The following is a 22,449-nucleotide window of genomic DNA, read 5'->3' as shown; positions in this document are numbered from 1 at the left end:
GTGCGGACTTGGCAACAGATCATCGACGCCCTCCTCAACTCCGAGCCCGGTGCGGTCGTCGCCATTGCGCTGGAGCTCACGCCGACCGTCGCCGACGAGCCGCTCTCCTCACGCTCGACGTGCTGCCGACATGCGCGCACGAGCCGATGATCGACTATGCTGCCGGAGCCATGGCGATCGGCGGCGTCAACCACGTGACCCTCGCGGTTCGAGACCTCGACCGCGCCGTGCATTTCTACGTCCAGGTGCTCGGCGGAGAGCGGCGAGCGCAGTGGGCCAGGGGCGCATATCTCGAGCTGGGAACGCTCTGGCTCTCTCTGGAGCTGGACGCGCGCGCCGCGCGGCAGGGCGATGACTCGCACCTCGCGCTCTCGGTCGATGCACAGGGCTTCGCCTCCCTGGAAGAGGCCATTCGCCTGAGCGACGCCCGGATCTGGAAAGAGAACCGCTCCGAAGGGGCGTCGCTCTACTTCGAAGACCCGGACGGACACAAGCTCGAGATCCACGTCGGCGACCTCCGGACGCGCCTCGCGTCCTGCCGCGACAAGCCCTATGAAGGGATGGAGTTCTTCGACGACGGCGAGAGCGAGACGCCGGCGCGGTGAAGGTGAGCAGCTGCGCGGCGGCTCCGTGGGCGTCAAAGCGTCGGCGCTGCGCGCGCTGAGCTGCGCTTCGCCAGCCGCCGCGCACCTCGACGTCGAGGTTCGACGCATGGCTCTGGCCGGGCGCCGGCGCGAGATCGGGTCGATCGCGCGCCAGCGTGCCGCGGCCGAGAGCCCGCGCTGACGTCAAGCGTCCGCTCAGCAGCGCCAGCAGATGACCCCGTAGTCCCCCGCCGTTCCACAGCACAGCTTCACGCCAGGGGCGTTGGGGCGATCGGAGCGCGCGGCGGTGCTCATCAGAGAGGCGTCGTCGGCATCGGTGACGTCACCACGCGCATCGTCCGCAGCGCCGCCGAGCTCCGCCGACGCGTCCACGGCCGTGGACTCGACCTGCACGGCGCTCGGAGCAGAGGTCGGGCCGGTCTCGGCCGCCGAGATCGCGGGGACGGCAAAGGCGGCGAGCATGAGGGGGAGAGAGCAGAGCGCGAGTCGGATCGTCTTCATGGTCATTGTCTCCTTCTGGCCTCGTGGCCCACGTGAAGGCGCCAGGGGCGCCGGCCGAGCACAGCCTGCTGCGGGCAGAAGCGCCCACAGGCAGGTGTCTCCCCGCGCCGCAGCGGCGAGCGGTACGCCTGCGAGCGACCCGTAGGGCGCCGCTGTCGGCGTCTGCGGCGCGGAGATGCCACCTCTACGCGGCAGCGGGCGGGTGGTTTCACGGAAGCTCATTCTTCGTCGTTCGTGCTCTCTTTCGCGCGGGTGCGGCGTGTCGCCGACGAAACATGCCGACGAAGCGCAGCAACCCGACCCGGGTGGGGGCGATCCGGGTCGGGCGGCCATCGCGTGGCGCTGGGGCATCGCTGACGACCCGGCTCGAAACGGCTCCGCATGGCAAACCGTTACTCCCGAACGCTCCCGTAATCTTCCTCTCTCCAGCATCGACCCATCCATCGGGCCGCTGCGCTCCCGGGACGGATGGGACCGCCTTTCTCCGCCGGGATTCATCGCTCGCCAGCCCACCCGTATACCGGGTGACGAACCAGGGTCGCCCGAGGTACACTGCGTCTCATGAAGCTCGCCATCGACCTGTCGCCCGCGCAAGCCGACCGCCTCCAGGAACGCGCAAAGAGCCTCGGCTTGCAGCCGGAAGAGCTCGCGCGAGCCGCCGTGGCGGATCTGCTGACGACGCCGGACGACGAGTTTCATGCTGCAGCCGAGGTTGTCCTCGAGAAGAACGCAGAGCTGTACAGGCGGCTCGCCTGAGCGTGCGTTACTTGACGTTGGCGGAGATCTTCTTCCTCCACGAGCGGGTTGTTGCGGCGAGCGGTGGCGCCGCAGGCGTTCGCGACCTCCGCGCCGTCGAGGCAGCTGTGGCCCAGCCGAAGGCAACTTTCGGAGGTGAGGACCTCTATCCTACCGTGATCGCTAAGGCAGCAACTCTCTGCTTCTCACTGGTGCAAGGCCACCCATTCATCGACGGTAACAAGCGTGTCGGTCATGCAGCGATGGAAGTCTTCCTCATGCTGAACGGCTACTCCCTTGATGCCCATGTCGATGTTCAAGAGCGCATCATGCTCTCGCTTGCTTCCGGCGCGCTCTCACGAGACCAGCTCCTCGCTTGGCTCGAACAGCATGTCCGGCGGCGGGAACCCTCCCTCTAACAGGAGTTTACGCACGCCGGCCGTCGGACGCGGGGGGCCGACAGCGCGACGCGGCGCCCCGCAGCCCACACGACCTCGATCGATCTTGTCCTCCACGTGCGGACGGACTGCAGCGAGAGCGCGACCGAGATCAACTGCCTGGACGCCGGCAACGCCGGAGACGCCGAGTCGGTCACCCTGGATGTGGCTGCGGGGACTCCAATCAACATCTTCGTCGACAGCTACAACAATGTCTCTGCCGGTTCGTTCCTGCTGAGCATCACCCTGGATTGACCTGCGGACACGGCCAGACGAACGCGGCCATCACCCGCGGTTCACGCGGAGGCCCGCTCGACAAGGTCGGCGGCGACGGCCGTTCCATCCACCGCCACGGCGCCTGCGCTCGCAGCCGCGCGGGCAGCGACCCCGTGGTCGAGGGCGCCCTCCAGCGCGGCCAAAAGGGCCTCCGCGCTCAGCGCCCCACGGGCCACGGACGTGCCGATCCCGAGCGCCCGGACGCGCGAGGCCCAGTAGGGCTGATCGGCGAACATCGGGACGATCACCTGCGGGACGCCCGCCCGCGCCGCCGTCGTGGTCGTACCCGCCCCGCCGTGGTGCACCACCGCGGCGACCCTCGGGAAGAGCGCCTGCTGGTTGACGTCGCCGATCGCGATGCCGTCGAGGGCGTCGTCGATCAGGCCGAGCTCGGCCCACCCCTGCGACAGCACGACGCGGCGCCCCGCCGCCCGCACGGCCTCGATGACCCTGCGGCCGGTCTGCCGGTCGACAGGCATGCTGCCAAAGCCGATGTAGACGGGCGGCGCGCCGGCGGCGAGGAACGCTTCCAGCTCGGGTACGAGCGGCGCCTGATCCGGAAGGAGCCAGGCTCCCGTCTGCGTGACCTGCAGGCCGGGCGTCGCCGGCAGCGGCCCAAGGACCGAGTCCGCCGAGAGCCACGGCGCCTTGCCCAGGACATGGCTGAGTACATCGCTCACCGGACCCAGGCCCAGGCGCTCCCGATGGGCGTTGAGCCGCTCGAGGAGGCGCTCGTTCCAAGTCCGCGATTCGTCCTGCCAGCGTCGGAGGTTGGATTCCGGGTCGCCCCCGGGCTCCCCGCCGGGCGCATGATCCGGCGACGGCAGGGCCACCGGCGCGTACACGGCGACCATGGACGGGATGCCCAGCCGTTCCGCGATGGACCGCGCGGCGTACTGGTGCGCTCCGCCGGCCACGATCGCGTCGCATCCCTCGGCGGCCGACGCTGTCGCGTCGAACTGGTCTCTCGCGAGGTGCTCGAGCAGCGCGCGGACCTGCTCCGGCGTCGGCGGGGAGGCCGGCGCAGCGGCCCCGCTCGGTTGCCGCATCGCGATTCCGATCGGGGTCGCCGTGAAGCCCAGGCCGCCCACCCAGTCGATGAAGTTCGGCGGAACGCACAGCCTCACATCGTGCCCCCGACGCCGCATCTCGACGGCCAAGGCCACCACGGGCTGCACGTCACCGCGAGTCCCCACTCCCGTCAGCAATACCCGCATCGTCTCTCTCCCTTCGACCACGCGCGTCGCGTGGATGACGGAGGCGACGATGGCACCGGAGACGCGTTTTTTCATCGTATCAACGCCAGAGTTCCGGTATACACGCTCAAGTGGGAGGCAGGGCGAGGACGCCCGTACCACGGATCATCCGTTCAGGCCGAGACGGAGCCCCCTGGAGCTGAGTTGGCCTGTCGAGCCGTGGGAGCGGAAGGAGCTCCTCCTCTGCGAGGGAGCAGGTGAATCCTTCTCCGCCCGACCAAGGCGATAGCCGATCTCGGCAGTGCTGCGAACGGGCTCGGCCTCGGCGCCCGCGGGGCGCGGAATGCATCTTGAACCGCCCTTGTCCATGAGCGACGAGGCTGCGCATCCTGGTGACGCAGCGGGGGCCGCGGCGCTCCCGCTGCGCGAGGCGACGAGCGAAGCGGGCGTGCACGTGCGCCCGTTCGAGGCATGGCTCGCGGAGGTCTTGTCCAGCGCGGTGCGCCGCTACAACCGGCGGCCTCGCCCCGCGACCATCTCGGCGTCGACCGGCTTGACGGAGTCGACCGACGCGCGCGCGGTCATCCGGCGCGCCTGCATCCGCTCGGCGCTCGCGGGCGGCGCGACGGGGGCGCTCTCGACCGGCGCGGCCGTGGCCACGGCCGAGACGAACGGGCTCGGCGGGCTCGTCGCGATCCCCGCGGCCATGCTCGCGATGGGCGCTGAGACGGTGCTCCGGCTGCTCCTGCACGTGCGGATGCTCTGCGAGCTCGCGGATCTCTTCGGGCGCCGGTTCGATCCGGACGAGCCGGCCGACGTGTGGGCGCTGCTCGCCCTCTCGTTCGGCGTCGTGGAGCACCCCCAGGACACGGACGATCCAGCGGGCGTTCTCGTGCGCGCGGCGCGCGGGCGCGGCTCGGATGTGGCGAAGCAGCTCGCGGCGCGGCTCGCCGGCGAGAGCGTGGCGCGCAACCTGGTGCCCGTGCTCTCGGTCGCCTCGTCGTCGATCACGAGCTGGGTAGTCACCCGGCGCCTCGGGGATACAGCGCGCCGATACCTGCGTTACCGGTGCGCGCTCGACGAGGCGCTGGGCGACGAGACCCTGCGCCCGCACCTCGAGCGGCTGTTCGAAGGGCTCTGGTTCATCTTCACCGCCGACGGGCGCCTCACGCCGGAGGAGTCCGCGCTGCTCGCTGCCGTGCTGCGGCGGCTGCCGGCCCCGGCGCGCGTCGGCCTGAACGAGCGGCTCGCCGACGACATCACCTGGGTCGAGCGCCTCCGCGGCGTGCCTGAGGGCGCGCGCGCCCCGCTGCTGCGCGCGCTCGAGATCGCGGCGGCCGTGGACAAGGTGGCCTCACTGCGGGAGCGGAGGCTCCTCGTCCACGCCGCGGCGGCGCTCGGCCTCAGCGTCGACGAGCGCGGGCTCGCTCGGATGATCCACGAGTTCGAGGAGATCGGCACCCTCGGCGCGGCCGCGTAGCGCGGGCCTCAGCGCGCGGGCCAGGGAATCACGAAATGGTCGAGGGCGGCGGCCGCTCTGCCGCCCTTGGGGAGCCCGTGGACCTCGACGGCGAGGCCCTCCGGGGCGGGCGCGATCAGCAGAAAATGAAACGGGCGGAGCGCCGGGCCGCGGGCGAGATCGTCGGGATGGCGGCGAGCCGGGCCTTGGGCCAGCGCGGCGCGTGGGCCGCCGCCGCCGCCAGCCACGATGAAGAGCTTTCCGCCGCGCTGGAAGCGCTCGTGGTTGTGCACATGGCCGCTGATCAGCGCCAGCGCCTTCCGGGAGCGGAGGAGGGGCGGGACGATGTGGCGCTGCACGTGGGGCTCGTCGCCCGTCACCGTGCTGTTCGTGTACGGCGGATGGTGCGCGAGCACCAGCGCCGCGCGCGCTGAAGGATCGGCGTCGATGCGGCGGAGCGCGCCCTCGTACCAGCGGATCTCGGCGTCCCACGCCGCGGGGGTGAGCTCGTCGATGTTGCTGTCGAGGACGACGACGCGAATGGGGCCATAGGCGACCTCGTACCAGCGGCGCCCGCCGAGGTGCGGAAAGCGCGCGAAGAGGTGGCGAGCACCGCCGCGGCCGCCCCAGTACTCATGGTTGCCGAACGCCGCGAATACCGGGGTCCCGGCGTCGCGCACCGGCGCCATCAGGGCGTCGAGATCGGCCCAGTGCCGCGCCGAGCCGCCGTCGAACACAAGGTCGCCGATCACGAACACGGCATCGGGGCGAGCGGCGGCAAGCGCCTGCACCAGCGCCGCGCGCTCGGGATCGTTCGACTCGCGCCAGAACTCCAGGTACGAGGTGCGCTGCAGATCGGCGATGACGGCGATACGGCCGCTCGTGGTCGGAAGCGGCACATCGAGGCTCCCCTCGAAGCGGCGCGGCGCGGGCAGCGGCGCGCATGCAGCGAGCAGCGCGCTCGCGGCGGCGAGCAGCGCGGCCGGGAGGACCCGCCCGCTCACGGCCCTGACGCTCGGCGGAGGGCGGGTCGGCCCTCCAGAAAGACGCCGACGAGGACGCCGAGGTAAGCGCCGGCATGGAGCCCCCAGCAGACGAGGTATCTCGTGGCGGCGCCGCGGGACCACACACCGAGGCTCGCCTCGCGCACGCCGAACGGGTCGAGCGCCGCCATGAGGGCCGGGCAGAGCGCGAGCGCCGCGGCGACCGCAGCGATCATCCTGCCCAGCCAGGCGCGCCACGAGAACCGGTCGCTGCGCGCGGAGCGGAGGAGGCCCACGCCCGTGACGAGGGCGCCGAGCGGCAGACCTCCCCGGAACCCCGTCCACGCGACAGCGAGCCGGAACGGCAAGCTCGACGCGGCGAGGCCCTTGCCGTCGAGGAAATACTCTGGAGAGATCGTGGCGGTGGCCTGATCGAAGAGCGCACCACAGGCGCCCGCGGCCAGCGCGCCAGCGAGGATGGCCAGGTACTCGCGAAGACGAGAGGGCGAGGCAGGTGGGCTAGGCCGCACGACGCCCACGATACGACACACGGAGGCGATCGCGGCAAGCCGTCACAAGCGATCGATCCAATCACAGAGAAATACGACACGGAAGCGCGGACGCATGTTCGGTCTCCTTCGACCGGCGGCTTACAGCGCAGTCTCCGGCCGGCAGGGCCGCCCGCGTGAGCGCTCGAAACGGTCCGACATCGGAGCGATCCAGCTCGGCCGCCAGAGCACTTCCAGCTCGGAAGGGCACGGTGGGCAGGCAACAAACGAGCAGAGTTATTCCAATGCATTGGCGTATGATCCGACACGCGGGAGGCTCCGCTGCACGTTGCTCTTCGGACGCGGCCCGCCGACGAGGCGAGGCCGGCGCATCCTGGAGGGTGAACGCGATGAAAGGGAGCGGCAGATGATCCTCGTGACCGGAGCAACAGGGAATGTGGGCGGTGCGGTGCTCGAGCAGCTCATCGACGCGGGCCAGCCGGTCCGCGCGCTCGTGCGCGATCCGGCGAAGCTCGGAGAGCTCGGCGGCAAGATCGCCGTCGTGAAGGGCGATCTCTCGAAGCCCGAGACGCTCGACGCGGCGTTCGCCGGCGTGGACAGGGCGTTCCTCGTCTGCGTGGGCGGCGACATGCCGAAGCTCGCCGGCAACGCGGCCGACGCCGCCACGAGGGCGGGCGTGAAGCACATCGTGCTGCTCTCGTCGTCGAGCGTCGCCCGCGCGCCTGACGTCCAGATCGCCCGCTGGCACCGCGAGGCCGAGGCGAGGGTCAAGGCGTCGGGCGTCGCCTGGACGATGCTCCGGCCGGGAGGGTTCGCCTCGAACACGCTCCGGTGGGCCGCGTCCATCAAGGCGCAGGGCGCGGTGTTCCAGCCCCTCGGCGACGCCAAGGCGAGGCCCATCGACGAGCGCGACATCGCGGCGGTCGCGGTGAAGGCGCTGACCTCGCCGGGGCACGAAGGCAAGGAGTACGAGCTCACCGGGCCGGAGGCGCTGACCGCAGCGGAGCAGGTGGCGAAGATCGGCGCCGCGATCGGCAGACCACTCAGGTACGTCGATGTCAGCGAGGACGCCGCCCGCGAGGGGATGACGAAGGCGGGGCTCCCCGAGGTGTTCATCCGCGCCTTGCTCGAGGCGTTCGCGTTGATCAGGACCGGGAAGGGAGAGGAGCCCTCGCCCGCCATCGAGCAGCTCCTCGGGCGCAGGGGGCGGACGTTCGACGAGTGGCTGGAACGCCACGTGAAAGCGTTCCAGTAGGGCGCGGCGGCAGATCGCGAGGTAAGGAGAGAGCATGGCATCGAGAGCGACCAGGATCCTCGTCATCGGCAAGAGGGCCGATGTCCTCGAGCGGGGCGTGGCAGCGCTGAACGCGCAGGGGCACTCGGCCGTCGGCACCTTGAGCGCCTCGCCGGACACGGAGTTCCACGCAGGCGACTTCGACCTCATCACGCTCGGCGGCGGCGTGGACGCCGCCACCCGCGCGCGCCTCCACGCGCGCTTCAAGGAGCAGAACAAGGACGTGATGGTGCTGGACGTGTACGCCCCGATCGCCAGCCAGCAGATCGCCTGGGCGCTCAGGAGATCTTCCGTCGAGGGAGAGCTCGGGAGCGCCTTCTCGGTGACGGAGGCCGATGACGCCTTCGTCGCGCGCGCGACGATCGAGCGCGCCTGCACGCTGCGCCTCGACATCTACAGCTACCCCGGCGGCGCCCTGGAACCGAAGGTCACGCGCGTCGTCGACACCTCCGTCACCCAGGGAACGCACGAGCTCAGGATCGAGGAGGAGCTCGCGCGTGAGGGGTTCATGGCGGTGCTGACCTTGAACGGCGAGGAGCACCACCTGCACCGCCTACAGTAGCAACCAGGCTGAGCCGTGCGGCGCACGTGCCGCGCGGGGGGCGTGCGCTCCGCCTCGCTCACTCCGCTGGCATTCCCGCCCGTGGGACGCGCAGGCTCGACATCTCCCTCGCTACCTCTGCCCGCGGCGGCGGCGCCGCGAGAGCGAGAGGCCAAGGAGCGCCACGGAGAGGAGGGCGACACCGCGGCCCGAGCAGGCTGCCTGACCGATGCTGCACGCGGCGGCAGCCGACGGCTCCTCGTCGGGCGCGCGGGGGCCGGCGTGCGTTGCGGCCCGTGGATCGCGAAATGACGCCAGCGAGGCGTCTGGCATGTGCAGGAGGTCCCCCGAGCGCGTCCATGGATCCAGGGGCTCGCCCGGCGCGAGCGCGGTGAGCGTGAGGTCGTGCTGCGCCTCTTCCTCGGCGTCGACCCGCACCTCGCCCGGCGACGCGACGAGATGGAGGGCCGGCGCCTCGGTGCTCATCACCTTGAACAGCGTGTCACCGATGGCCACGTACCAGTCCCCATCGAACCAGCGCCCGTGTCCGAGATCGCTGCTGATCTCCTCCGGGGCGGCCCCAGGCCGCCCGATGTAACGCTTCCTGTCGTTGAGGAACATGACCTCGCCGGTGTCGCTGATACCGCCGTGCCCGACGCGCAGCTCCTGCTGATCGAGCTGGCTCGGCGTCACGAAGTCGCTCACCTGGTGCTCGTCACCCGCGGGGGTCCGCAGCCACACCTGGTTGACGGCCCCGTCGCTCTTCAGGTAGGCCGCGTACCCTGCGTGCAGCAGCAGCCCTGCAGCGTCGCCGGTCTTCGAGTCGCCGAGGAACACCTCCGCGCCATCGGCCGTGTAGAGATAGCTCGAGCTCACCGATCCATTCCACCACCGGCCGGCGACGTTCGTCCCATCGGAGATGGGCCGTTGCAAGAAGCCGAGGTGGTCCCCGAGGCGGATCCCGCCCGGCCCGTGGATCCACGGCTCTTCGTGCGTGCTGTAGTAGATGTCGCCTGACGCCGTGATGTCCGCCTGGAACTGCGACGCGCTGCCGGGCGCGAGCCCGAAGCTCGTCGCGGCGCCCGTCGATAACGTGTGCACGAGGGTCTCGTCGTCGTCGGCCCTCGTCCACAGGAGCGTATCGCCGTTCACCGCGTCAAGCCGCCCCTTCCTGGGCGTCCGGTCCAGCACGCCGTCTCTCCACATGAAAATGTACCCGTACCACGCTTGCATGATGACGCCGGACGGCGTGAGCGCCCCCTGACCAGGCTTGTCCATCCACTCATGGTGGGGCTGCAGCTCTCCGTGCCACGTCACCTGCTGAGTCACGCGATCGACGACGCCGATCTGGAGCGCGTGATCGATGAACAGGACGCGCGTCGCGTCGAAATCGAGGATGGCGCCAGGGGCGCGCTGGACGGCGGTGAGCCTTGGGCTCCGCTCGACGTAGGTGCGCGGGAGCGCCCAGTCGTAGAAGCCGAGTCCCCCGCCGATGGTCGGCCCGTACCAGACCGGTCCCACGCCGTCCATGGCCTCGAGCCTGACCGTGAGCACCTCGCCCGACTGGAGCGGCGATGACAGGGTTTGCAGCACGTCCATCCTCCCCGGCACCGACGACGGGACGCCCACCAGCACCTCATCGCGCACCTGGCTCCGGACGCGCGCATTGAACTGCGTGCAGGAATAGGGAGGGGTCCCGACGCACGTCGCAGCGATGCGGGTGTCCCCGGTCAGCGTGCGGTTGGGCCGCGGGCTCGTCACCCAGACGCTGGGCGGCGCGTACTTGTGCACGATGTACTGCCTCGTCCGCGCCTCCCCGCGCTTGTCGTACGCGATGAACGTCAACGTGTGAGGACCGTAGGGCACCGCGCTCGTGTCGATCTTCGCGTAGTAACGATGGTTGTATTCGTTGAACGTGAGCGGGGTCGTCACCCCTGCGTATTCCGCTTCGACGGAGTAGACATCTTCGTACGGTATCGCGGCGATGCTGACGTCGATGACGTTAAAGTCGCATATTGCGCTCTTGTAATCTTTTCTCCACGTGGTTCGCCCGTAGAACTGAATCTGGTCCAGGACCACCTCTGCCGACGCGTTCGTGGTCGAGAGGGACATCCACGACGCGACGGCACAGCCGATGAGCGCACGATGGGAACGCATGGGGCCTCCCTGGCTACACGCGGCTCTGATGCCGCCGCGGTGCGCCCCATTCAGGCGGCTTGGCATTCAGCACCACCGGCGACCTCGGGGCAATGCAGCCGCTCGCGCGCCGGCGTACCTGCGTTGTCGAGCTCGCCCGGCGTGCGCGCGGCGCCCTGGCGCGCGAACGGATCGGCGTGCCGCGTCAGCTCGATCAGCGCATGGACGCCCGCGGCGCGCTCCTGCCGGACGAGCGCCCGGCAGGCGCTCATCCGGCATCCCTGCCAAACGCGCAGGGCTGCCGGCACACGTTGACACACGGTGACATGCGACGGGTACGGGAACCCACGAGAACCCCGCGGCGGTCCGGGGAGTCGCGACCGGCACGGAGTCTGCACATCGGCGCGTGTCTGCACACGCCCGTGCGGGGCTGACCCGCGTCGGGTCGCTTGAGGAGGAACTTCGATGCCTTATTCTCGTTTCACCGCGTTGACTCTCGCCGTCATGGGAGGCCTGGGCGCTCTCGGTATCTCCCGTCCGAGCTCTGCCTGTACGCCTCCGCCGGACGGCCCTTACGCGTCCGGGGTCACGCGCGTCGTGCCGCTCGACGGGGTCATCGTGGCCCGGGTCTCCTGCTACTCCCACTGCCCAGAAGGCGCGCCCGAGCTCGTGGTGAAGGACAAGGACACGGGCGAGGCCATCAGCGGCGCCCAGGAGGAGGTCGCCGACGTGCCCGTCGGCCAGGGCGAGCGCTTGCTCGCCTTTCGCCCCGCGGCCCCGCTCCTCGACGGCCACACCTACCAGGTCGAGGTCGAGGGACAGAACCGCAGCGTCATTGTCTGGGAGACCCAGGCCAGCGCCGCTGTCGACATGGACGTCGGCGCCATCCCTGTCCAAGCCAATATCACCCTGGGAGAGCGCTGGCACGGCGAGACGAGCTGCTGCACCGCCGATCTGGGCCCGGGGAGCTGCGGTCCGCAAGAGAGCTGCGTGGCGGAAGAAATGGAGCGTTACGTCACCGTCTCCCTCGATGTGAGCGGGGGAGCGGACCACGGCGTGGGGCAGTACGTGCAGATCTTCACTTTCTCGAGCCCGGACGGGAAGGAGCTCGCCAAGAAGACGGTCTGGGAAGGGTACCTGAGCCAGACATACGACGTCGCGGCGACGGAGTACTGCTACCAGCTCACGTACAAGAGCCTCATCGACGGCGCGACGGTCGAGACGGAGCGCACCTGCGTTCCGCACGGCGACGCGGGCGCGACGGGCGTCTTCCCGGCCGACGCGACGCGCATCGGCGAGGCCGTCGCGGCGTGCGCTTCTCCGCCCGAGGGCTTCGAGGAGGCCTGGTGCGACGCGAGGGCGGCGTACTGCGAGGGGCGCGGCAGCCTCTGCGCCGAAGATGACGTGAGCTCCTGTGAGGACCCCGGCACGGGCGCCGGCGGCTCGGGCGGATCCGGGGTGGGCGGCGGCGGCTCCGGGGGATCCGGGGCGGGCGGCGGCGGGGACTCTCCGGAGGACCCGGACGGCGGGGACGACAGCGGCGGCTGCTCGGTCAGCGCCGGCAGCGCGGGCCGCACCGCCTCGTCGGGCTGGGCGCTGCCTGCGATCGGGCTCGCGCTGTCGCTCGCGAGCCGCGCGCGTCGTCGCCGCGACCGCCGCTGAACGGTCCAAGCGTCGCGCCGGAGTCGATCCAGCGCGACGCGCGTCGCGCGCAGCGGACGCTCTCCGGGGAGAGAATGGCAGCGGCGACGGGATGCGATTTCATGGTCTCTTGCGCCCTCGCGCCTTTGCCCTGAAATTCTCCTCGTCGCCGCCAGGCAGATCCCGGTCGGGCTCTCTCTCGCGCGCGGCGCCACCCCTCCGCGCTCGCAAGGAGCCGCTCACGACCGTCGCCGCGGCGCTCGACATCGATCCTCGCATCGAGGGCAACATCCGCGAAATCGTCTGGATGGGCGGCGCGCTCAACGTGAGCGGGAACGTGCAGACGGCCTTCGAGAGCGGACAGGACGGCTCCGCCGAGTGGAACGTCTACTGGGACCCGATCGCCGCCGACCGCATCTGGAAGACCGCCATCCCGATCACCCTCTGTCCGCTGGACATCACGAACCTCGTCCCCGTCACCCAGGCGTTCCTCCGCCGCCTGTCCCGGCAGCGCCGATACCCCCTCTCCGACCTCGCGGGTACCTGCTACGCGCTCGCCGGCCACCAGGACTACTTCGCGTGGGACGTGCTGACGACCTCGTATGTCGGCAAGCCGGAGATGTTCACCCTCCGCGCCTGGGAGACGGAGATCGTCACCGCAGGCCCCTCGCAAGGGCGCACCAAAGTCGTGCCCGGCGGTCGCACGGTACGGGCGCTCGACCAGGTGGATCTCGAGCAATTCTACGGATACCTCTTCTCCCAGTGGTCGAGGTGACATCGATCGTTCGGGGACAGCGACGCAGTCCCGCCCGCGCCGCCCCCGGCACGCCTCGCCGACCACAGAGCGGACCCGGGCCCTGAGGCGTACGGACAGGGGCTCCGGGCCATGCTATCGCCACGCCCGCACGAGAGCTCATGACCATCCCCACGACCGTCTCTGCACCGGCCGGCCCCGGCGCGCCCGCCCTGCGCCCTTACCAGCGCGCCGCCGTCGACGCCGTGCTCGCGGCCCGCAGGCGCGGCGTCCGGCGCATGGTCGTGTGCCTCCCCACCGGCGCCGGCAAGACGGTCATCTTCTCCCATCTCGCCCGCCTCGCCAGGCGGCAAGTCCTCGTCCTCGCCCACCGCGAAGAGCTCCTCTTCCAGGCCAAGGACAAGATCGAGCGCGCCCTCGCCGGGCAGGCCACGGTCGCCGTCGAGCAGGGCGAGCTCCGCGCCCCGGCGGACGCGCGCGTCATCGTCTGTTCCATACGCTCCCTCCACGAGAAGCGGCTGGAGCAGGTCACCGGCGGCCGCGATATCGGCCTCGTGATCTACGATGAGTGCCACCACGCCCCCGCCGAGGACAACCGCCGCGTCCTCCGCCAGCTCGGCGCCTTCGACCCCGCGTGGACAGGCACCCTCCTCGGGTTCACCGCCACGACGGCCCGCGGCGACGGCAAAGGGCTCGACGATGTCTTCGAGGCGATCGTCTACAGCCGCTCCCTCACCGAGATGATCGCGGACGGCTACCTCGCCCCCCTCACCGGCTACCGCGTCGCCACCGCCACCGACCTCTCCCGCCTCGACGGCGGCGGACTCGACTTCGCCACGGAGGAGCTCGAGGAGGCCGTCGACCTGGAGGAGCGCAACGCGCTCGTCGCCCGATCCATTCAAGAGCTCGCCCGCGACCGCCGCACCATCGCCTTCTGCGTCACGGTCGCGCACGCCAGGAACCTCTCGAAGGCGCTCAATCATCTGGGCGTCCGATCGGCCTACGTCCACGGCGACATGCCCTCCGACCTCCGCGGCCGGATCCTCGCCGATTTCCGGGAAGAGCGCGTCCAGGCCCTCACCAACGTCGCTGTCCTCACCGAGGGCTTCGACGACCCTGGCGTCTCCTGCATCGCGATGGCCCGCCCCACCCGCTCGGATGGGCTCTACGCCCAGTGCGTCGGGCGCGGCACGCGCCTCCATCCAGGCAAGAAGGATTGCCTGATCCTCGATTTCGTCGACCTCTCCTCGCTCCAGCTGTGCACGCTGCCCTCGCTCTTCGGCATGCCCCGCGACCTCGACCTCGAGGGCAGGGACGCTTCGGAGGCGAGCCGCTTCTACCGGCAAGTGACGTTCGACTACCCCGGGTTCGAGGTCGAGGCGGGCCGCATCACGCTGCGCGAGATCCAGGAGCGCGCCGCGCACTTCGATCCGCTGAGCCTCCGCGTCGACCCCGAGGTGATGGCCATCTCGCGCAATGCGTGGGCCTCTCTCGGCCGCTTCGGCCTCGCGCTCCATTACGAGAGGAGGCCCGGCGCGTTCAGCGAGGTCGTCGTCCTCGCCCGCGGCGGTCGGGGGAAGCGGTGGCACGTCCTGCTGGACGGCAAGCTGGTCGAGCGCTTCTCCACCCTCGAAGAGGCGGTGGCCGCTGTCGATTACGAGGTCGCGCGCCGCGGCCCCGCGGCCGGGGCATCCGCGCGCCACGACGCGCCATGGCGCAGGGCAAAGCCCCCCACGCCCCTGCCGGCCGAGCCCCCGAGGGGTTATCCCGCGCCGAGCACCATGGAACAGGCGATGATCCTCGCAGTGTGGGCGAGGGTCACTGCGCCGCGCGAGGAGCGCTGACCAGGACCTTCATCGCGGATGCTCAAGATCGCCTCTTCGCAGTCGCCTTCCCGCCCCTCTTCGCAGCCGACTTCACCGCTGCCTTCTTCCCCGGAGCCTTCTTCAGCGCTGCCTTCTTCGCCGGCGCCTTCTTTGCCGGCGCCTTCTTCACCGCCGCTTTCTTCTCCGGCGCCTTCTTCACCGCGGCCCTCTTCGCGGGCGCCTCGCCCCGCTTCCGCCGCTCTCCCGGCACCTTCCCGATGCGCGGATCGCCCGCCTCGATGAGCGCGCAGGCCCGCAGCGCGGCTTCCTCGAAATCGGGCGCGTCCGCCGGGAGCACCTGCCAGCCCGTCACCCCACTCCCGAGCACCTCGATGCTTCGCATGCTCGGAAACTCAGGGCGCAGGGCCGCGTGGTGCTCCTCCGTCGTGGCGAGCCAGACGCCGTTGTCCTGCGCGGGCGCGGGCTTGTCGCGCAGGATGAGGACGATCTTGTCCTCCACATAGACCGCCAGGCAGCCGAACATCGGCCGCGTCTCGGGCCCGAGCGGGGCGAGCGCGTCGAGCACGAACTCATGGGGTACCGGCTTGCGCTTCCTCGCGGCGAACACGTCATCCGCCGGCGCGACTCGGCTGCTCCCGCTGCGCTTCATCATGGCGACCAGGATAGACGAAGCGGCGGCCGAACGCACCGCCAGGCCGGCGCCCGCACGACGCCCCGAGGGCCCGAGCCCCGTCGAGCGGACCGCGACGTGACAGCCCGGCGATGATCCTGCCGCGGTGAGGATCCGGTCGGACCGGACGGGGTTGACACCTGCCCCCGCCCGGTGACACTCCACAGGTGGAACATCGGACGGGTTTGATCTCGGGGGCGAGCATCGCCGGTCCCGCCCTCGCCTTCTGGCTTGCGCGCTACGGATTCCGACCCGTCGTCGTGGAACGCGCCGACGCACTCCGGTTCGGCGGGCAGAACCTCGGCGTCCAGGGCGCGGCGCGGGAGGTCGTGCGCCGCATGGGGAATGGAGTCACAACATGGGCGTAGACTTCACCGCCATCGTCGACCATGGCCTATCCTGGGATGAGCTGTATGAACTGCCAGGCGCGCTCAACGCTGCTTGGGCACTACCGCCCGCGCTCCGTCCATGGGCGCAGGAGTGGGTCCGGGCTGGACGAGCGTCCTGGGGATGGAAGCTGAGCGGGCTCAGCTCGAACGCCGCCGAGGAGCTATTCAACGAGGGCTACGTGTGGATGGCTGGCCCAGACGGGTTTTGTGCCAGTGTCCACAAGAGGTTGATCGAATTCACGCATCTGGCGCGATGGTCGTCATTTCTTCACGAGCGTGACGTGCGGCAGGGTCTGCGAGAGTCCCTTCGGCTACTGTCAACGGTGGTCCGAGCGAGCATGGTCATCTACCTACCGGACAGCTGCTTCAAGCCGTCAGAAGCGTCCGATCTGCTGTTCGAAGACGCCGGAGCTGGCGACGTGAAGAAGTGGCTGGAGACGAACGTCGGACCACCGATGGCCGACGCGGGGAGCCTCCTCGATGTAGACGACGATTCCGCAGAGACCGCCTACTTCATCGAGGAGGTCAATCCAGGTCGTTGATGTCAATGAACCAGGGAGCGCCTCCGGCATGATCGAGAGGTCGAATCCTCCGATCATCCCCGACAGCAGCGAGAGCCCCACGGTGCCTCTCGCTGCGAGCGGGCGGCGCGCCCCGGCTGGTCCTCGATGCAGGCCAGGGCGCGCCGTCGTCGGCTCAGGGAGCCAGCGCCGTCTTGTCGAGCTGACCGAAGTCCCAGGCCACGGAGGAGCCTGGACCGTAGTCGACCCTCACCGGCTCCTGCGCACCGAGGCGGTCGAAGGCGGCACGCGGAAGCAGGAATTGAACGGTGTGGAGATCTCCGTTCGGATGGCGAGCCGCGATGCTTCGCTCGGCGCCGACGGTGAGCACCAGGTTGGTGGCGCGGAGGTCGAAGAACTCGGCGCTGGTGAGCGTGATCTCGACAGCGTCGGCCCCGCTGCTCCTCACGCTCTGGATGGCATTGCCCGCCACGATCCGCCGCTGCTCGGGGATCGTCGTGCCGGCCGCGCGCGCACGGGAGCTGGGCGGCGCCGCGCTCGACGCGAAGGAGGCGAGCTGCCCCGAAGCCGCCTGGGCCTCGGTCGTGGCACGGGTGGCGCGGATGTTCGCCAGGTACAGGCTGTTTCCGTCGAGCGGCGTGGTGAAGGTCAGACGAACCCCGCGCACCGACGCGAGCGTGGCGCCGCTGAACGAGGACAGCGGAATGCGCGCGGTCGGCAGCGTGGTGCCGCCGCGCGGCGGAGGACCGAGCTCCAGGAACTCATCGATGGCGACGGCGCTCGAGCGGGTATCGTCGGCGTTCACGAGCTCCACAAGGAACGAAGCCTCGGTCGGATCGGAGCCCCAGCTGCGGTCGGCGCGGAGATCGAGGTAGTCGTACCCCGTGAGATCGAAGCCGGTGCCGGCGGAGGACCAGTTCGACTGGAAGAACGTCGAGCTGCCCGCGACCACGTCGTGGATCCAGGCGCCCGAGAGCGAAGGGTCGTGTCCGCTCAGGGGCGTGTGCTCCACCGAGAGGGTGCCGCCGGTGGTGTTCGGCAGGCCGTAGGAGCTCGTGCCGGTCGGATTGATGAAGTCCTCGAGCAGCAGGCTGTCGGCGGCGTCTCCGCCCGGATGGTAGCCGCGGCGGACACGGTACGGGACGTCCGGAAAGGGGAAGGCAGGGTCGAACAGGGCGTTCGCGGCCTCGTCGCGATCCGCGCCCACGTTCGCGGTGAAGAACTCGACGGCCGCCAGGCGACCCGTCTCGCGCTGCGCCGGCGAGCCGTACTCCAGCGGATCGAAGAGCTCGTCATGGTCGATGCAGCCTGTGATCCCGCCGCCGTTCCCGTCCGCGAGCTGCCACTCGCTGTTGTAGTAATTGTGATTGGCGCCCCACACATGATAGAAGGACTTGGAGAGGGGCTCCGGCTCGGCGATGCTCAGCATGCGATCGAACGGGCGCATCCCGGGCAGATCGCTCAGGTCCCAGTCGCAGGCCGGCAGGATCACGTTCCAGGCCGTCTGGTCGGCGTTCAGGCGCTGGCCGTTCTGGCCCTGATCGGTCGGACCGATCTCGAAGATCCCGCGGATGCTCACGGGGCTGTCTATCAGCGCAGGCCAGGGGCTGCCGCTCCGGCGGTACTCGTTGTAGGCGAACCGCACGGCCTCGCCGCCGCGCGAGTGCCCCAGCAAGCCCACCTGGTCGAAGTCGATGCGATCGAGCAGATCCACGCCGAGCTCCGGGGGCGTCGGCTCTGCGCCGCTGTCCCAGCGGCTCAGCTGCTCCAGGTGGCGGAGCAGCAGGCGTCCGCGCGGCCCGATGACCAGCTCGTCGTCGGGCGTGCCCGACGCGGCGTGGATACCCCGGTTCGTATTGATGGACACCACGAAATAGCCGCGCGCGGCGAGGTCCTCGGCCATGTAGTCGTAGCCGCGATGGTTGGGGACGACGACGTAGTTCGCCGGGCACGTCCCCGTCGTGGCATACTGGTTGTTGTTGTCCGTACGGGGGTTCACGCCCGTGCCGCACGTCGGGTGGTTCCCGTGCATGAACACGAGCAGCGGATACTGCCGGCCGGCCTCGAGGCTCGCCGGGCGGTAGAAGGACGCCCAGAGCTCGGTCGCGTAGTCAGGGCTGACCATCGCGTCGATCGCGGCCGGGAACTTGTACTCCGTGATCGCCACGCCGCTGCCCATCGGCGGCAGGTCGCTGCTCACCGACAGCACGACCGGCTCGATCCCCGGGCTCGGAATGCTGGCGCAGAACCCGAACTGGCGGCTTCCCGACGGGGGGATCGCCGCATTGCCGCCTTGGGGCGTGACCGTGATCTGCCCCGTGCTCCCGCTGAACGTGCCATCCCAGGACGAGAAGATGGCGCCCGGGCCGACGTCGAGCGCGACGCTCCACGTCCCCGTCGTGGCGCTCGGGTGCTGGTTGCTCACGACGATGTGCGCGCAGTACCCCTGGCCCCACTGCGAGTCGATCACGCGATCGGCGCTGATCCCGTTCGCGCCCTGCAGCGCGGCCTGCGATGTGCCGATCGGCTCCGTCGAGCCGTCGCTGCATGCCGGCAGCAGCGACAGCGCTGCAGCGGCCATCCACATGTCCCATCTGCTCTGGAAGCTGAAGTTGTGCATGGATCTTACCCAAGTTGGTGGTGAAGCGTCCGGTCGTCGCGCCTCGTTCGGCAGGGCGACGAACCACCCCGTGCGCCATGCAGATCTGCTGACGCTCGAACCGATCTAGCGTCCGGACTCATGGCCTGGCAAGCGCCGGGGATGCCCCAATGCGCATGCCCGATGCCGTGATTCAGCGGTGATGCCGGGGCTCACACCTGCACGACGCACGCCGCGCTCGTACCGGCGTGGCGGGCCGTCGCTTTCGGTGCGACGAACGCTATTGGCAAACAAAGGAGCCTTGTCAAGCTCAGCAGTTCAAAATCATCTCTCCCATCGCCCTACGGCCGACGGTGGCGCATTGCATAGTCGCTTTTCGGCACGTGCGCCAGTAGGGTTCTTCCGGACTTCGGCACGGATCCTCAGGCGCTTGGCGTGCCACCCGTCCTCGGCGACATGGCTGCACGCAGGACGCGCGATCTCGTTGATTCAGTTTCGAAAACTATCGTGTGAAATAATGCAAAGAATCATGAATTTGATTGCGTCCGAGCGCCTGAGGCTGCGCGGCGGTGTCGCACGGCCCGCTCTGGATGATCGCGCGCTGGAACAGGCCCTGGCTCCTCGGAGGACACGAGGTGCATGCAGGTGCTGATGCCGCCGGCGGGCTCGCCGAACGGGGTGACCTTGCCCGGATCCCCGCCGAAAGCGGCGATGTCGACCTTCACCCACTCGAGCGCTGCGCGCTGATCTTCGAGACCGTACTCCCCCGTCGAGGGGAGATCGGGGTCCTGCGATCTGAGCTCGGGGAGCGCGGACCCGGCCGACGGGGACGCTGCTACGGCGCGCATCGCGGTCGGAACCAGGTGCGCATGCGTATACCTCCGCGACGCTGCGTGGTGTACGCTTCGCGGTAGAAACGTCGCCGAGCCGAGGAACGATGACTCCCTATCGCGATCCCGCTCTTCCCCGTAGCACCGTCGTGCGCGCTCGTGCGCAGACGCGCACGCTGATCGCCTACATCATCGCTCTCGCTTTGGCGTGCGCTGGCCTCACGCTCGCGGCCGCGCTGGACTGGACGGAAGATTCGTTCATCGCCGGGATGGGAGCCTTTCTCTGCGGGTGTGGCGCTGTCGGCATCCTGGTCGGCGAGGTGCTCGCCGGGGCCGGGAGCGCGCCCTGCCCCGTGTGTGGCGCGAAGATTCACGACGTCGAGCGCACGAGGCGCGTCGACGGCATCCTCTGCATGCAGTGCAGCCGCTTCCTCCGCGCGGAGGCTGGGGAGCTGCGGCCTGTGGATCCGGGCAGCGTCGCCGACGAACCAATCTTCGGCGCCGCGTTGACCGACCGCTACCGATGGCCGCCGGGCTGCGTCGTCTGCGGCGCACCAGCCACACAGGTTCTCCCTGTGCAGACCATGAAAACCGACGTCGGGACGAGCGTGGGTATGGCGGCCGTCGGCCTTGCCATGACAGCGGCGATCGGCGTTGGCTTCTGGGTGTACAAGGGCAAGCGAATCGCAGTGGGCGTGCCTCACTGTGCAGAGCACGACGACGGCGCCATCCTCGCCGAGGGAGGGCCGACGGGTTTCCTGTTGCTATTTCGCTCCTATCCATATCAGCGGGAATTTTGCGAGTTGAACCACACGCAGGCCGTTGAGTCACCAGGGACCGGCCGATCGGTCGGCTCGCGCTCTCGGGCGAAGGCAGATGGCTCACGGGCGCGCAAGCAGATGGGGACCCGCCCCGCAAGCCCGCGCCACGCCGCGATCGGCCAGGCCCGTCGGGCACGGAGGACCAGAGCACCACTCGACTCGAAAACCGAGAAGGATCAGCCCGGAGCCGGTGACGATCCGGATGCGGACGATTGATCATCGCGATGCCGTGATTCAGCGGTGATGCCGGGGCTCACGCCTGCACGACGCGCGTTACGCTCGTGCAGGCGCGGCGGGCGGTGCTCCTCGTGGAGGGTCGTCTCACACTTGTCGAGCGCCCCCACGCGATGGCTAGATATGCTCGCCTGAGGAACGCGCGCGACGCCGCCATGGCGTAGGATGAGAGCATGCGATCGACGCGCGCCTTGCTCCCGCTGCTCCTCGTTGTCTTCGCGGCCGCATGTAGCAGCAGCGAGACCAGCCGCGGCAGCACCACCGGCTCGGGCGGCGCCAGCTCCGGCAGCACCACAGGCTCGGGCGGCGCCAGCCCCAACAGCACCACGGGCTCGGGCGAAGGCGCATCCGGCGGCGCGGGCAGCGCGGGGGGCGCAGGTGGCGCCGGGGGCATGGTCGAGGGACCGGGCACCGACACGACGGTGACCCCGTTCGATGAGACGCCCTTCTATCTCACCAGCGACGACGACCGGCGCGTGGTCGACGCGCCGGTGTCGTTCCCGAACACCGGCACCTACGAGAGGATCACCTTGCATCTCTCGCTCGAGTGCCCGCCGGGCGGCTGCGACCCGTGGGCTCGCCTGGCGTCGCTCGGCCTCGTCACGGCCAAGGACCCCGCGGGCGACGCGGTGATCGAGCTGATGCGCTTCATCACGCCCTACCATGTGGGTGCGAGCTGGGATCTCGACGTCACCGACCTGCGCCCGCTGCTCGCCGGCGAGGTCACCTTGCGCGCCTTCATCGATACCACGGTGGGGCCGGGATCGCCGTACGGCGACGGCTGGCTGCTCCATGCCAGCTTCGAGATGAAGGGCGGCGTGCCCGCGAAGATCCCGGTCGCCGTCATCCCCGTGTGGAGCCCACGCCGCGTGGTCTACGGCGACCCCGCCAGGCCCATCGCCGGGGCGGCTCCGCCCGCCGACATCCCGCTCCCCGCGGGCGCCTCGTCCTACGCGCTGCGTTCGTTCATCACCGGCCATGGGCAGGGAAATGCCGACAACTGCGCCGAGTTCTGCGAGAGGGAGCACACCCTCACTGTCGGCGCCGTGCCCCACGCCGAGAGGATCTGGCGTGACGACTGCGCCACCACGGCCGCACCCGGTCAGCAGGGCACCTACCGCTACCCGCGCGCCGGCTGGTGCCCTGGCGCCGACGTGCGCCCTTGGACCATCGAGTTCACCGCCGACGTCGCGGGGACCGGAGCGGTGAAGGTGGCGTACGACGTCGCTGGCTACGAAAACACCTGTCGGCCCGACAGCCCCAGTTGCGATGGGTGCACGCTGGGGGCCGGGTGCGACTACGATGGCGGGACCCATACGGAGCCGGGGTACGAGCTGTCGACGGTGCTGATCGGGTATCGATGATCCTCTGGTCGAGGGGCCCTGTCCCGCCTGAGCGCACCGGCAGCGCTCGATCTCGTCGCTGCGCATGTGGCCATCCTCGTGATACAGGGCCCGCGATTCGACATCATGGCCGTCAGATCAGGTGAACC

At 69.9% G+C, this 22,449-nt stretch carries 21 protein-coding genes and 2 pseudogenes; 14 read left to right on the top strand and 9 right to left on the bottom strand.

What is annotated here, in order from left to right; translation table 11 throughout:
• The first annotated feature begins 170 nt into the window (after nt 1–170).
• The gene (locus WMF29_RS47170) at nt 171–605 is read left to right on the top strand and encodes a VOC family protein (RefSeq protein WP_437331249.1); all 435 of its coding nucleotides are present in this window, start codon (nt 171–173) and stop codon (nt 603–605) included.
• Nucleotides 606–800: 195 nt separating this feature from the next.
• Here the strand turns inward: WMF29_RS47170 and WMF29_RS47165 are convergent, their stop codons facing one another.
• The gene (locus WMF29_RS47165; protein ID WP_437326579.1) at nt 801–1,106 is read right to left on the bottom strand and encodes a hypothetical protein; all 306 of its coding nucleotides are present in this window, start codon (nt 1,104–1,106) and stop codon (nt 801–803) included.
• A 561-nt stretch (nt 1,107–1,667) separates the two neighbouring features.
• Here WMF29_RS47165 and WMF29_RS47160 point away from each other — a divergent pair.
• From WMF29_RS47160 to WMF29_RS47150, 3 genes are all read left to right on the top strand, one after another.
• Nucleotides 1,668–1,862, top strand: a complete 195-nt coding sequence (locus tag WMF29_RS47160) for a DNA-binding protein (RefSeq protein ID WP_437326578.1) — start codon at nt 1,668–1,670, stop codon at nt 1,860–1,862.
• Nucleotides 1,863–1,879: 17 nt separating this feature from the next.
• Nucleotides 1,880–2,260 carry a type II toxin-antitoxin system death-on-curing family toxin gene (locus WMF29_RS47155; protein WP_437326577.1) on the top strand — a complete coding sequence of 127 codons (381 nt, stop codon included), beginning with the start codon at nt 1,880–1,882 and terminating at the stop codon, nt 2,258–2,260.
• A gap of 96 nt (nt 2,261–2,356) precedes the next feature.
• A complete protein-coding gene (locus WMF29_RS47150) occupies nt 2,357–2,533 on the top strand; it encodes a hypothetical protein (protein ID WP_437326576.1) in 177 nt (58 codons plus the stop codon).
• A 41-nt stretch (nt 2,534–2,574) separates the two neighbouring features.
• On the opposite strand, the gene WMF29_RS47145 is transcribed toward WMF29_RS47150, so the two are convergent.
• On the bottom strand, nt 2,575–3,771 hold the full coding sequence (locus tag WMF29_RS47145; RefSeq protein ID WP_437326575.1) for a glycosyltransferase: 1,197 nt from the start codon (nt 3,769–3,771) through the stop codon (nt 2,575–2,577).
• Between the two features lie 346 nt (nt 3,772–4,117).
• Between WMF29_RS47145 and WMF29_RS47140 the strand changes: the two genes are divergently transcribed.
• Entirely contained in the window at nt 4,118–5,230 is a 1,113-nt protein-coding gene (locus tag WMF29_RS47140; protein WP_437326574.1) for a hypothetical protein, read from the top strand.
• Between the two features lie 8 nt (nt 5,231–5,238).
• Here WMF29_RS47140 and WMF29_RS47135 read toward each other — a convergent pair whose 3' ends face one another.
• Entirely contained in the window at nt 5,239–6,213 is a 975-nt protein-coding gene (locus WMF29_RS47135) for a metallophosphoesterase family protein (RefSeq protein WP_437326573.1), read from the bottom strand.
• Nucleotides 6,210–6,722 carry a hypothetical protein gene (locus WMF29_RS47130; protein ID WP_437326572.1) on the bottom strand — a complete coding sequence of 171 codons (513 nt, stop codon included), beginning with the start codon at nt 6,720–6,722 and terminating at the stop codon, nt 6,210–6,212. The genes WMF29_RS47135 and WMF29_RS47130 overlap by 4 nt, the downstream gene beginning before the upstream one ends.
• Before the next feature lie 385 nt (nt 6,723–7,107).
• On the opposite strand from WMF29_RS47130, the gene WMF29_RS47125 reads away from it, so the two are divergent.
• Both WMF29_RS47125 and WMF29_RS47120 read left to right on the top strand, forming a co-directional pair.
• Nucleotides 7,108–7,956 (top strand): SDR family oxidoreductase, encoded by an 849-nt coding sequence (locus tag WMF29_RS47125; RefSeq protein WP_437326571.1) that lies wholly within the window; start codon nt 7,108–7,110, stop codon nt 7,954–7,956.
• 34 nt (nt 7,957–7,990) lie between these two features.
• Complete coding sequence (locus WMF29_RS47120; protein ID WP_437326570.1) at nt 7,991–8,557, top strand: hypothetical protein; 567 nt, start codon at nt 7,991–7,993, stop codon at nt 8,555–8,557.
• Between the two features lie 111 nt (nt 8,558–8,668).
• Here the strand turns inward: WMF29_RS47120 and WMF29_RS47115 are convergent, their stop codons facing one another.
• A complete protein-coding gene (locus tag WMF29_RS47115; RefSeq protein ID WP_437326569.1) occupies nt 8,669–10,693 on the bottom strand; it encodes a hypothetical protein in 2,025 nt (674 codons plus the stop codon).
• Between the two features lie 50 nt (nt 10,694–10,743).
• A complete protein-coding gene (locus tag WMF29_RS47110; protein WP_437326568.1) occupies nt 10,744–10,944 on the bottom strand; it encodes a hypothetical protein in 201 nt (66 codons plus the stop codon).
• 193 nt (nt 10,945–11,137) lie between these two features.
• Between WMF29_RS47110 and WMF29_RS47105 the strand changes: the two genes are divergently transcribed.
• The 3 genes and pseudogenes from WMF29_RS47105 to WMF29_RS47095 all read left to right on the top strand — a co-directional run bounded on the left by WMF29_RS47105 (nt 11,138) and on the right by WMF29_RS47095 (nt 14,911).
• Entirely contained in the window at nt 11,138–12,334 is a 1,197-nt protein-coding gene (locus tag WMF29_RS47105; RefSeq protein WP_437326567.1) for a hypothetical protein, read from the top strand.
• A gap of 214 nt (nt 12,335–12,548) precedes the next feature.
• Nucleotides 12,549–13,088 (top strand): annotated as a pseudogene (locus WMF29_RS47100) (nucleoside hydrolase); the annotation flags it as partial.
• A gap of 140 nt (nt 13,089–13,228) precedes the next feature.
• Nucleotides 13,229–14,911: a DEAD/DEAH box helicase gene (locus WMF29_RS47095; protein ID WP_437326566.1), complete on the top strand. Its 1,683-nt coding sequence runs from the start codon at nt 13,229–13,231 to the stop codon at nt 14,909–14,911.
• 22 nt (nt 14,912–14,933) lie between these two features.
• Here the strand turns inward: WMF29_RS47095 and WMF29_RS47090 are convergent, their stop codons facing one another.
• Nucleotides 14,934–15,545 (bottom strand): hypothetical protein, encoded by a 612-nt coding sequence (locus WMF29_RS47090; RefSeq protein ID WP_437326565.1) that lies wholly within the window; start codon nt 15,543–15,545, stop codon nt 14,934–14,936.
• Nucleotides 15,546–15,730: 185 nt separating this feature from the next.
• On the opposite strand from WMF29_RS47090, the pseudogene WMF29_RS47085 reads away from it, so the two are divergent.
• Together WMF29_RS47085 and WMF29_RS47080 are read left to right on the top strand one after the other, a co-directional pair.
• Nucleotides 15,731–15,907: pseudogene (locus tag WMF29_RS47085) on the top strand (FAD-dependent monooxygenase); the annotation flags it as partial.
• 14 nt (nt 15,908–15,921) lie between these two features.
• Nucleotides 15,922–16,494 (top strand): hypothetical protein, encoded by a 573-nt coding sequence (locus WMF29_RS47080; protein ID WP_437326564.1) that lies wholly within the window; start codon nt 15,922–15,924, stop codon nt 16,492–16,494.
• Between the two features lie 154 nt (nt 16,495–16,648).
• Here the strand turns inward: WMF29_RS47080 and WMF29_RS47075 are convergent, their stop codons facing one another.
• Both WMF29_RS47075 and WMF29_RS47070 read right to left on the bottom strand, forming a co-directional pair.
• Entirely contained in the window at nt 16,649–19,093 is a 2,445-nt protein-coding gene (locus WMF29_RS47075; protein WP_437326563.1) for a cellulose binding domain-containing protein, read from the bottom strand.
• 506 nt (nt 19,094–19,599) lie between these two features.
• Nucleotides 19,600–19,920, bottom strand: a complete 321-nt coding sequence (locus WMF29_RS47070) for a carboxylesterase family protein (RefSeq protein WP_437326562.1) — start codon at nt 19,918–19,920, stop codon at nt 19,600–19,602.
• A gap of 89 nt (nt 19,921–20,009) precedes the next feature.
• Between WMF29_RS47070 and WMF29_RS47065 the strand changes: the two genes are divergently transcribed.
• Complete coding sequence (locus WMF29_RS47065; RefSeq protein ID WP_437326561.1) at nt 20,010–20,939, top strand: hypothetical protein; 930 nt, start codon at nt 20,010–20,012, stop codon at nt 20,937–20,939.
• A 191-nt stretch (nt 20,940–21,130) separates the two neighbouring features.
• Nucleotides 21,131–22,321: a peptide-N-glycosidase F-related protein gene (locus WMF29_RS47060; protein ID WP_437326560.1), complete on the top strand. Its 1,191-nt coding sequence runs from the start codon at nt 21,131–21,133 to the stop codon at nt 22,319–22,321.
• The last annotated feature ends 128 nt before the right edge of the window (nt 22,322–22,449 follow it).

Origin of the sequence: Sorangium sp. So ce381, from assembly GCF_051473845.1 — a bacterium.
GTDB classification, from domain to species: Bacteria; Myxococcota_A; Polyangia; order Polyangiales; family Polyangiaceae; genus Sorangium; species Sorangium atrum.
This window is presented reverse-complemented; position numbering and strand designations above follow the sequence as displayed.